The organism is Microbacterium sp. ISL-103, from assembly GCF_018613995.1.
Lineage (GTDB): Bacteria > Actinomycetota > Actinomycetes > Actinomycetales > Microbacteriaceae > Microbacterium.
On the sequence record NZ_JAGGPD010000131.1, the window covers coordinates 1 to 11,017 of the forward strand.

General features: G+C 68.0%; 9 protein-coding genes. 3 read left to right on the top strand and 6 right to left on the bottom strand.

All coding sequences use genetic code 11. From position 1 onward, the window contains the following. From J7E68_RS05700 to J7E68_RS05715, 4 genes are all read right to left on the bottom strand, one after another. On the bottom strand, positions 1-490 hold a 490-nt coding region (locus tag J7E68_RS05700), incomplete at its 3' end, for a dihydrodipicolinate reductase C-terminal domain-containing protein (protein ID WP_215170672.1). 59 nt (positions 491-549) lie between these two features. After that, positions 550-1,152: a histidine phosphatase family protein gene (locus tag J7E68_RS05705; RefSeq protein ID WP_215170674.1), complete on the bottom strand. Its 603-nt coding sequence runs from the start codon at positions 1,150-1,152 to the stop codon at positions 550-552. 80 nt (positions 1,153-1,232) lie between these two features. Next, positions 1,233-2,261, bottom strand: coding sequence for an aldo/keto reductase (locus tag J7E68_RS05710; protein WP_215170676.1), 1,029 nt, complete (start codon positions 2,259-2,261; stop codon positions 1,233-1,235). 219 nt (positions 2,262-2,480) lie between these two features. After that, a complete protein-coding gene (locus J7E68_RS05715; RefSeq protein WP_215170678.1) occupies positions 2,481-4,757 on the bottom strand; it encodes a polyribonucleotide nucleotidyltransferase in 2,277 nt (758 codons plus the stop codon). 361 nt (positions 4,758-5,118) lie between these two features. Between J7E68_RS05715 and J7E68_RS05720 the strand changes: the two genes are divergently transcribed. Beyond that, positions 5,119-6,429, top strand: a complete 1,311-nt coding sequence (locus J7E68_RS05720; protein WP_215170680.1) for a UDP-glucose/GDP-mannose dehydrogenase family protein — start codon at positions 5,119-5,121, stop codon at positions 6,427-6,429. A gap of 101 nt (positions 6,430-6,530) precedes the next feature. On the opposite strand, the gene J7E68_RS05725 is transcribed toward J7E68_RS05720, so the two are convergent. Then, entirely contained in the window at positions 6,531-8,456 is a 1,926-nt protein-coding gene (locus J7E68_RS05725; protein WP_311416444.1) for a glycosyltransferase, read from the bottom strand. Positions 8,457-8,610: 154 nt separating this feature from the next. Here J7E68_RS05725 and J7E68_RS05730 point away from each other — a divergent pair, with 154 nt between their 5' ends. Together J7E68_RS05730 and J7E68_RS05735 are read left to right on the top strand one after the other, a co-directional pair. Next, on the top strand, positions 8,611-9,183 hold the full coding sequence (locus tag J7E68_RS05730) for a VTT domain-containing protein (protein ID WP_311416446.1): 573 nt from the start codon (positions 8,611-8,613) through the stop codon (positions 9,181-9,183). A gap of 39 nt (positions 9,184-9,222) precedes the next feature. After that, positions 9,223-9,399, top strand: coding sequence for a DUF5302 domain-containing protein (locus J7E68_RS05735; protein WP_091232420.1), 177 nt, complete (start codon positions 9,223-9,225; stop codon positions 9,397-9,399). Between the two features lie 59 nt (positions 9,400-9,458). Here J7E68_RS05735 and J7E68_RS05740 read toward each other — a convergent pair whose 3' ends face one another. Then, complete coding sequence (locus J7E68_RS05740) at positions 9,459-10,898, bottom strand: cation:dicarboxylate symporter family transporter (protein ID WP_215170684.1); 1,440 nt, start codon at positions 10,896-10,898, stop codon at positions 9,459-9,461. Between the last annotated feature and the right edge of the window lie 119 nt (positions 10,899-11,017).

An 11,017-nucleotide genomic window follows, 5' to 3' on the forward strand; every position in this document is an offset into this window, starting at 1 on the left:
GCGGGGCGCTGACCGGGCCCGGATCGGCGCGGGCCGCGGCGATCAGCTCGGCTGTGCGGACGGCCGTTCCGCTCGGAGAATCGATCTTCGTCTCGTGATGGGCTTCGACGATCTCTGCGGACCCGAAGAAAGGCGCTGCGGCCGCAGCGAGCGCCGACCCGAGCACCGACCCGAGTGAGAAGTTCGGGATGAAGACGACTCCGGTCTCGGCATTCTCCACGAGCGGTCGCACGAGCGCGATCCGCTCCGTCGACCACCCCGACGTCGCCACGAGAACGTTGATCCGATGCTCGATGGCTGTCCGCACGACATCGATGCTGACCTGAGGAGTCGTCGCATCGATGACGAGATCTGCTCCATCGATCTCGGAGAGGTCGCTGCGCGAAGTGAGCACACGACTCACCTCGAAGCCCTCGAGCTCGTCGATCACCGAGTGGATGATCGATCCGAGCTTTCCGGTTCCGCCGACGAGTGCTACCTGCGTGGTCATGACGCCAGTCTATTTCGCGGGTGCTCCTCGGCCTCGGCGGCGGGCCGCGCAGATCCGAATCAGACCGGCATCGCGTCGGGGATGCCCGTTCGGAGCTCGACCGGCAGGTGACCCGTGTCGTTGTGCGTGAGCAGAGTCCATGGTCGCCCCTGCTTCTGGGCGATCACGGTCAGACCGCAATGCGCCTGGTTGAGAGTCATCCACCGCCATTCGGGCGCACCCAGCACCTCTCGGACGAACCACGAGATGACGAAGTTGTGGGTGATCAGCACCTCGTGGACGTCGCCGGGCTTGCGCACCAGGAACTCGTTGACGGCATCGAACATCTGGGCCCGCCCTGCGTCGAGTTCGGCCTCGGTGACAGCGCCGAAGAACGGCTCGTAGGCTGCGGGAGTCTCGTCGGTCATGCCCGTGGGCACGCAGTCGAAGAGGAGGGCGGTCGGCGCAGGGTCGACGGACGGCAGACGTGCGGCGATCGCCCGAGCAGTCTCGTTCGCACGCAGGAGCGGTGAATGCCACACGGCGTCGAGCGGAAGGCCGGAGAGCCGGTCGGCGATGAGTTCCGCCTGGCGCTGACCGCGCGGAGAAAGGGGTCCGTCGGCGAGACCGTGCTCGGCGTCCTGATGTTCACCGTGTCTGACCAGATATATGTAATGCGTCACAAACTCGCTCGCTTCATCGACAGCGTCCGCCGGGATTCACTCCACCCTATGCCAGGTATGTGACAACGGTGTGACGGCGCTCAGTTGCCGGCGCGGGTGAGCTCTGCGACCTGGGCCCGCGACAGCGCGACCCCGGCACCCTGCATCAGCTCGTCGACGTGGTCGGTCGCGAACGTGTTGACGATCGGGGCGGCGATCGTCCGCTGTGCGAGCAGCCAGGCGATCGACACAGCCGCCACCGGGACGTCGAGTTCGGTCGCGACCTGATCGAGGGCACGGAGGATCTTCGTTCCCCGCCGGTTCAGATGGCCCCGCAGCTGCTCGCCGCGCACACCCCGCGAGGCCAACGCCTTGCTGCGGTGTCGGCCCGACAGGAAGCCGTGCTCGAGGGCGTGAGACGGCGTGACGGCGAGGCTCTGAGCACCAGCGACGAGTCGCAGGTCTCCTTCGAACGGCTGACGACGCACCAGGTTGTACGGAGAGTCGATGACCTCGATGCGCGGGTACCCTGCCGATGCGAGGATCCGCGCCTCGACGAGGCGCTCGGGCGCGAAGCCGTACGCACCCAGGGCGCCGATCTTGCCCGCATCCACGAGCCACTCGACCGTCGCCAGCGTGTCTTCGAGATTCGTGGTCCTGTCGAGCGTCGCGTCGAGGTACAGCACATCGATGCGCTCGACATCGAGTCGGGTGAGCGACCCTTCGACGGCGCGCACGAGGTTGACGGATCCGAGTCCGGGGTTGTCGGCGTGGGCACCCACGCGGACGCTCAGGAGTGCGCGGTCGCGCTGCCCACGGGATCGGAGCCATTGTCCGATGATGTGCTCGCTGCGCCCACCGGAGAATCCGTCGGCGGTGTGGATGGCGTTGCCGCCGAACTCGACGTAGCGGTCGAGGATGCCATGACTGGTCTCGAGATCGACGTTCCAGCCGAACTCGGCCGCTCCGAGCATGAGGGGGAACGTATCGAGTCCGGTCTCACCGAGCGGAACACGGATGCTCTCGCCTATTCCCGGCCCGACGATCGGGATCGGAGCGGACGGGTGCTCTGCGGCGCCCTGCTGCGCACTCTCAGCCGACGCTCCTGCGCCTACGCCGAACAACCGCATCTCCTCACCCCCGCGTCAATCGGTGCGTACCGATCTGCGTCACCGCCTGGACTTGCACCCCCCGGTGCGTACTTCGAGAGTAGGCGACATCGGCGAACTCCCTGACCAATCCGGGGAACGGCGCAAGAACTTCCCATAACGATTTGATCACATCGGATACGACGAAGCCCGAGTCGTCCGCGAAGGACTGACCCGGGCTCCGTCTCGAAGCGCTGGCGATTACTCGGCAGCGGCCTCTTCAGCAGAAGCTGCGTCCGCCGCGGGAGCGTCGTCGAGCACGGGCTCGAGCGACAGCTTGCCGCGGTCGTCGATCTTCGTGATCTTCACGAGGATCTTCTGACCGACCGACAGCACGTCGTCGACGTTCTCGACACGCTTGCCACCGGCGAGCTTGCGCACCTCGGTGACGTGGAGCAGTCCGTCCTTGCCCGGGAGCAGCGAGACGAACGCGCCGAACGTCGCGATCTTGACGACGGTTCCGAGGAACTGCTCGCCCACCTCGGGGTTGGTCGGGTTCGCGATCGCGTTGACCTGGGCGCGGGCGGCCTCGGCCGACGGACCGTCGGTCGCGCCGATGTAGACGGTGCCGTCCTCCTCGATGGAGATCTGCGCTCCGGTCTCATCCTGGATCGCGTTGATCGTCTTGCCCTTCGGGCCGATGAGCTCACCGATCTTGTCGACCGGGATCTGCACGCTGATGACGCGAGGAGCCGTCGGCGCCATCCCGTCGGGAGCGTCGATCCCGGAGTTCAGGACGTTGAGGATCGTCAGACGAGCGTCGCGGGCCTGCGTGAGCGCACCGGCGAGCACAGACGTCGGGATGCCGTCGAGCTTCGTGTCGAGCTGGATGGCGGTGACGAACTCGCTCGTACCGGCGACCTTGAAGTCCATGTCGCCGAGCGCGTCTTCCGCACCGAGGATGTCGGTCAGCGCCGCGTAGCGGGTCTCACCGTCGACCTCATCGGAGACGAGGCCCATGGCGATACCGGCCACGGCTGCGCGCAGCGGCACACCCGCGTTCAGCAGCGACAGGGTCGACGCGCAGACGGATCCCATCGACGTCGAGCCGTTGGAGCTCAGCGCCTCGGACACCTGACGGATCGCGTACGGGAACTCCTCGCGGCTCGGCAGCACCGGCACGAGGGCGCGCTCGGCGAGGAAGCCGTGCCCGATCTCGCGACGCTTCGGCGAACCGACACGGCCGGTCTCACCGGTCGAGTAGGGCGGGAAGTTGTAGTGGTGCATGTAGCGCTTGCTCGTGACGGGCGACAGCGAAGCGATCTGCTGCTCCATCTTGAGCATGTTCAGCGTGGTGACACCCAGGATCTGGGTCTCGCCGCGCTGGAAGATCGCGGAACCGTGCACGCGCGGGATGACCTGCACCTCGGCGTCGAGCGGACGGATGTCCGCGAGTCCACGACCGTCGATGCGAGCACCCTCGGTGAGGATGCGACCGCGCACGATCTTCTTCGTGACGGACTTGTACGCCGCGGAGAACTCGAGCGGAGCGGCGGCCGGGAGCGAACCCGACTCGGTGGCTTCGATGAGCTGCGCCTTGACGCGGTCCTTGATTGCGTCGTCCGCAGACTGACGCTCGGACTTGTCGGCGATCTGGTAGACGCCGACGAGGTCGTCGTACGAGCGACCGGCGACGAAGTCATAGACCTCCTGGCTGTACGCCGGGAAGACCGGGTAGACGCCCGGCTCCTTCGACGAGGTGGCTGCCAGCTCTGCCTGAGCCTTGACCAGCTGCGCGATGAACGGCTTCGATGCCTCGAGGCCCTGCGCGACGATGGTCTCGTCGGGCTTGGTGGCGCCGGCCTTGATCAGGTTCCAGCTGCCCTCGGTAGCCTCGGCCTCGACCATCATGAACGCGACGTCTTCGGTGCCGTCGGCCTTGGTGACGACACGACCGGCGACGATCAGGTCGAACACGGCCTCACTGACCTGCTCGGCGGTCGGGAACGCGACCCACTGGTCGGCGTGGTCACCGTGGCCGGGGACGAACGCGAGGCGCACACCGGCGACCGGACCCGAGAAGGGCAGGCCGGAGATCTGCGTCGACGCGGAAGCGGCGTTGATCGCCAGAGCGTCGTAGAACTCGCCCGGAGCGATCGACATCACGGTGATGACGACCTGGACCTCGTTGCGCAGACCGTCGACGAACGACGGACGCAGCGGACGGTCGATCAGGCGGCAGACGAGGATCGCCTCGGTCGAGGGGCGACCCTCACGACGGAAGAACGAACCGGGGATCTTGCCGGCGGCGTACGAACGCTCTTCGACGTCGACCGTCAGCGGGAAGAAGTCGAAGCCCTCGCGCGGGTGCTTGCCTGCGCTGGTGGCCGAGAGGAGCATGGTCTCGCCGTCGAGGTACGCGGCGACTGCGCCCTGAGCCTGCTGCGCGAGGCGGCCGGTCTCGAAGCGGATGGTGCGGGTGCCGAAGCGGCCGTTGTCGAGAACGGCCTCGGTGGCGGTGATTTCAGGACCTTCCAAGAGGTCTCTCCTTCTTTGTTTAGACTCGCGAATCCGTGTGACGCGCGAGCATATTCATGAAGGAGCGGATTCGGCCGGATACGGGCGCGCGGGCAATCCCGCGAATCTCACCTGCGCTGGCCACCAGTAGAAAGCCACCCGACGTCACGCCGAGGAACCCACCACAGGGGACCAGCTCTGCGCCGATCGCTCCATGAGTCGATATGAAGTTGTGCCGTCGACCTGCGTCGACCTCGACCAGCCTATCAGCGGGACCCGGAAAAGCCCCGCGACTGCGCGCCTCGCGTTCCGACATGCGCCGGCCACGCGCCGTTCACCCGGCGGATGCCGCCCCGTGATGCGCATCCGGTCTCCTGATCCCATGCGCATGTCAGTGATCGGATGCGGGTACCTCGGTGCCGTGCACGCCGCGGCCATGGCCTCGATCGGACACGACGTCGTCGGCATCGACGTCGACGAGGAAAAGGTCGCCGCGCTCGCGGAGGGCACGGCCCCGTTCTTCGAGCCGCAGCTCGGTGAGCTGCTCCGCGAGGGTCTTTCCTCGGGCCGCCTGCGGTTCAGCACCGAGATGGCGGATGCGGCGGGGGCGGACATCCACTTCCTCGCCGTCGGCACTCCCCAGGTGACGGGCGGGCATGCCGCCGACCTGCGCTACGTGGATGCGGCGATGTCGTCGCTGCTCCCGCACCTGCGCCGCGGCGATGTGGTCGCAGGCAAGTCGACAGTGCCCGTGGGCACCGCCGAGCGGCTCGCGCCCCCGGTCGCGGCTGCCGGGGCGACACTGGTGTGGAACCCCGAGTTCCTCCGTGAGGGGTGGGCCGTGCACGACACGCTCACGCCCGACCGCCTCGTGGTCGGGGTGCCTCCGGACGACGAGGGCGAGCGGGCGGCCGACCGGATCCGAGACGCCTATCGTCCCGCCGTCGAGGCAGGCACCCCGTTCCTCGTGACGGATCTCGCCACGGCCGAGCTCGTGAAGGGCGCAGCCAACGCGTTCCTCGCCACCAAGATCTCGTTCATCAACGCGATGGCGGAGATCGCCGAGGCCTCGGGAGCGGACGTCACACTCCTTGCGGATGCGATCGGCCACGACACCCGCATCGGTCGGCGGTACCTCGGCTCGGGCATCGGCTTCGGCGGTGGCTGCCTTCCGAAGGACATCCGGGCGTTCGCCGCACGGGCCGAGGAGCTGGGACGCGGCGAGGCGGTCGGCTTCCTCCGCGAGGTCGACTCCATCAACCTCCGTCGTCGCGACCGGGCTGTGCAGCTCGTCGTCGACGCGCTCGGCGGGCTCGTCTTCGGCCGGAGGATCGCCGTGCTCGGCGCGGCGTTCAAACCGTTCAGCGACGACATCCGGGACTCCCCCGCTCTCGATGTCGCCGTTCGGCTGCGAGGACTCGGCGCCGATGTCGTCGTCACCGACCCGGCCGCCCTCGAGAACGCTGCGGCCGCGCACCCGCAGCTGGGCTACGCGGCCGAGCGCGACGATGCGCTCCGCGATGCCGACGCCGTCGTGGTCGTCACGGAATGGGACCTGTATCGGCGCGACCTCACGCCGGAACACGCCGGATCGCTCGTCGCAGGGCGGGTGGTGATCGACGGCCGGAACTGCCTCGACGCCGAGGCCTGGCGTGCCGCCGGCTGGTCGTACCACGGTATGGGCAGGCGCTGACGGCGACAGCGACGCGCACCGGCGACTGCCGTGCGGTGCAGTGCAGTGCGGTGACAGTCGTGAACGCCGGCCGGACCGGGGTCAGCTGACGCGGCTCGGGGTCAGATGACGGCCACGCCGCGCGGTGCATTGGATCGCCCGAGGTACACGTACGCATCGTGCTTCGCGTGCCGCCCGTCACCCGCGGTACGTCCGTGCAGGCGGCGCCAGACCCACGGCAGAGCGTGCCGTCGCCACCACAGCCCCGCACCGATCGGCTCGTTCTCGTGCAGGGCGGCGTCGAGCAGGCCCAGGGCATCAGCATGCGGGACTCCGAGCACCTCGCCCGCCCGGTAGGCGAGGAATCGGTGCCCGCGACTGCTGAGGTGCACCAGATCCTCTCCCCAGTTCGGGCGATCGGGCAGGCTCGGATGCAGGTCCGTGTCGATCAGGATGGCGCCCGTACGGGCGGCGATGCCGGTGAGAGCTGTCGCGAAGGCTGCGAACCGACGGGAGTAGATCGACGCAGCACGTCGCCGCGGGAGAAACGGCGTGACCAGCACGACGTCGGCGCCGATGCCGCGGAGCTGCACCACCGTGTGCTCGAGGGCCGCGGCGAGCGCCGGCACATCGACGGTCGGCTTCACGAGGTCGTTGGCGCCGATGAGGATCGAGACGAGGTCGGGTTTCAGCTCCATGGCTCGGGGCAGCTGTGTGGTGCACACATCGGCGACCCGCTTCGACCTGACGGCCAGGTTGGCGTAATGGAGTCCTCCTTCGGCGGAGAGCAGCAGGGCGAGTCGATCGGCCCACCCGCGCAGCGCTCCGTCGGGGGCTGGGTCGCACAGCCCTTCGGTCAGCGAGTCGCCCAGGGCCACGTATCGGCGCCAGCGTCTGGGGACCACGGGCGCCGTGGTCTCCGGACGTGCGACGCGGCGAGCGCGGGCGCCGGAGTCCGCCGCCCGGAGCACTCGCGCATCATCGAAGTGCTCCAGGAGCTGATCGCATACGCTCGCCCAGCTGCGCCCCTGCACCGCTTCTCGCCCTGCCTCGCCGAACGCGCGGCGCTTGCGCGCATCGCCCACCAGGTCCGCCACCCGCATGCGCAGGTCGTCGAGGTCACCCGGCCGGTAGAGCCACCCGTCGATTCCCATCCGCACGAGGTCGAGGGGCCCTCCGCGGCCGGTGGCGACGACGGGGATCCCGCTGGCGTGGGCCTCCTGCAGCGTCTGCCCGAAGGTCTCGCTCTCCCCCGGGTGCACGAAGACGTCGAACGATGCCAGGGCCTCCGCCAGCGCTTCGCCCTCGAGATGACCGAGGAAGCTCGCGGACGGTATGAGGTTCTCGAGCCTCGCGCGGCTCGGGCCGTCTCCGACGATGACGAGCCGTGCACCGGGGATGTCCTGGAGAACGGCCAGGTCCTCGACCTGCTTCTCGGGTGCGAGGCGCCCGACGTACCCGATCACCGCCGGCGCGCCCCACGTCGTGCGCAGCTCTGCGCTGCGACGGGAGGGCTGGAAGCGTTCGGCATCCACTCCCCTGCCCCAGCGACGGACCCGATCGATTCCCAGCTCTCGGAGCTGTTGCTCGGAATCCGCCGACGGAGCGAGCGTCAACGTCGCCCGCCTGTGGAGCCGGGCGATGTGGGACTGGGCGATACCCGTCGTCGCCGGCACGCGGTATCTCTCGGTGTAGGCCGCGACATCGGTCTGGTAGGCGGCGACCGCTGCGATGCCGAGATGCTCGGCGGCGAGCGCGCCCCGCCATCCGAGGGCGAACGGAGAGGCGAGGTGCACGACGTCCGGCTGGAAGCGGCGCAGGGATGCCGCGACACGACGTGCGGGCGAGGTGCCCACCCTCACATTCGGGTAACCGGGGAGCGCCAGACTCGAGATGGGCTCGACGCGGGCGCCGCTGACCTCGGAGGGGATGCCGACGGCGTCCGGGGCGAGCACGTGCGCCTCGTGGCCTGTGCGCTCGAGGTGTCTCAGGATCTGCAGCACGGATCCGGTGACCCCGTTCATGTGGGGAAGGAAGGACTCTGTCACGATCGCGACTCTCACATCCCCAGGATGCAGCGGGTCGTGGCCGCCGCACGCGGAAAACGGCTGTGGGCACCAGAAGTTCACCGGATGCTGGATCGCTGGTCACCGGCTATCCCGGCGTTGGTTCCCGTTCACCTCGTCATCGCACCCTGGGGCTGTGTCCACCGATCTGCTCTCCGGCCCCTGGGCTCTCGTCGTCATGAGCCTGCTCGTCTTCGGGGATGCGTTCTTCGTGATCGTCCCCGGGGAGATCGCCGTCACGGCACTCGGTGCCCTCTCATCGGCATCCGGAACACCTCCGCTCTGGGCGGTGATCGTCTGCGCGGGCATCGCCGCGGCGGCCGGCGACGCGGCCTGCTATGCGATCGGACGCACCGTCGGCACCGAACGCTGGCGGTGGATGCGCACTCCTCGCGTGCGTCAGTCGCTCGACTGGGCACGGCGCCGGCTCGACGGCGGAACCGCGGTGATCCTGTTCACCGCTCGGTTCGTGCCGTTCGCGCGGTTGGCCATCAACCTGGTCGCCGGCGCGTCTCGCATCCATCCGGTGCGGTACCTCTGCCTGGTGTCGCTCGCCGCCCTCGGGTGGGCGCTCTACCAGGCGTCGGTGGGTGCGATCGTGGCCGCATTGCTGCCGGGTGGCCCGGTGGTCGCGGTCGTGGTGTCGATCGCGATCGCACTCGGATTCGGCGCGGTGATCGATCTGATCTCCCGCAGGGTGCGCAGGTGATCCTGCCTCCTGCCGGAGGCGTGCCCTAGGCTGACGACTATGAGCACCGAAGAAGGCGCCTCCTCCAGCGAGGAGATGAAGCGCAAGTTCAAGGAAGCGCTCGAGAAGAAGAACGCGCACCACCGGCAGGGCGAGGCCCACCTGGATGGCGACTCCGCCGTCCACGGTGCACCCGCCCCGCAGACGCGGCGCGAGTTCCGACGCAAGAGCGGTTGACCGCACAGATGCGGGAGCCGACGTCCGTCGGCTCCCGCATCGTTCTCTCTCCTGTGTGATCAGCCCCGAGATGCGCGCAGTCGTGCGCGCTCCTGCTTGGCGGCCATCTCGTCGAGTGCAGACTCCTTGAGCCCCTGGACGTCCACGGCCTTCTGCTCGTCTGCCATTCCGTGCTCGTCGATCCCGTCGAGCGTGGATTCCTCGAAGGGCAGCGCACCGCTGAGCACCTGCTGCACACGATCACGATCGATCTGGCGCGTCCATGTGCCGATGAGGAGCGTCGCGACGGCGTTCCCGGTGAAGTTGGTCAGCGCACGCCCCTCGGACATGAACCGATCGATCCCCACGATCACGCCCACGCCGTCGACCAGGTCGGGGCGGTAGGCCTGCAGTCCGCCCGCGAGAGTGGCGAGCCCCGCACCGGTGACGCCGGCGGCTCCCTTGCTGGCGATGATCATGAAGACCAGCAGTCCGATCTGCTCTCCGATCGTCATGGGCTGCCCCATGCCCGTCGCGATGAACAGAGAGGCCATCGTGAGGTAGATCGCGGTGCCGTCGAGGTTGAACGAGTACCCCGTGGGAACCGTGATGCCGACGACCGGCTTCGAGACGCCGATGTGCTCCATCTTGGCGATGAGCCGCGGAAGGGCGGATTCCGACGACGATGTGCCCACGATCAGCAGGTACTCACGAGCGAGGTACTTGACCAGGCTGAAGATGTTCACCCGCGTGACCGCGAAGAGCAGTGTTCCCAGGATCACGACGATGAAGAGGAAGCAGGTGATGTAGAAGGCGATCATCAGCACACCGAGGCTCCAGATGGCCGCGATCCCTGTCTTGCCGACGACCGCCGCGATGGCACCGAAGGCACCCAGTGGGGCGAGCCACAGGATCATGCCCAGGATGCGGAACACCAGCTTCTGGAGGTTCTTCACCGCGTCCATGATGGGAGCGCCCCGCTCGCCCAGACCCTGCAGAGCGAAGCCGACCAGCAGCGCGATGAAGAGCACCTGCAGGACGCTCTCACCGGTGAATGCCGAGAAGAAGGTCGTCGGGATGATGCCGAGGATGAACTCCGTCGTCGTCTTCGCCTCGGTGTCGGTCGCGTCGTAGTTGGAGTTCGCCATGTCGAGGCCGGCGCCCGGGTGGATGATGTTGCCGACGACCAGGCCGATCGCCAGCGCGAATGTCGACATCACCATGAAGTACAGAAGCGCGAGGCCGCCGATCTTGCCGACCGTCGCCGCCTTCGCGATGGAGCCGACCCCCACCACGATCGTGCAGAAGATTATCGGGGCGATCATCATCTTGATCAACGAGACGAAGCCCTTGCCGATCGGCTCGAGACTCTGACCGACCTCGGGCCAGATGAGGCCGACGGCCGCGCCGAGCACGACGGCGATGATCACCGACACGTACAGCCATGTGTGCCTGTCCCACGCCTGCTTGCCCCGGCGCCAATGGAATCCGGGAAGGGAGAACCCCGTCGTGATGGCCATGCTTTCCTCCTTGATCATGAACGTCTTCGTCTCATGCCCGCAGGCGCCCTCGCCTTCGGTAAGCTCACCGTCGCGGACTTCCCCCGGCAGCACCATTTGTGGTCGTATTGGTCACCACC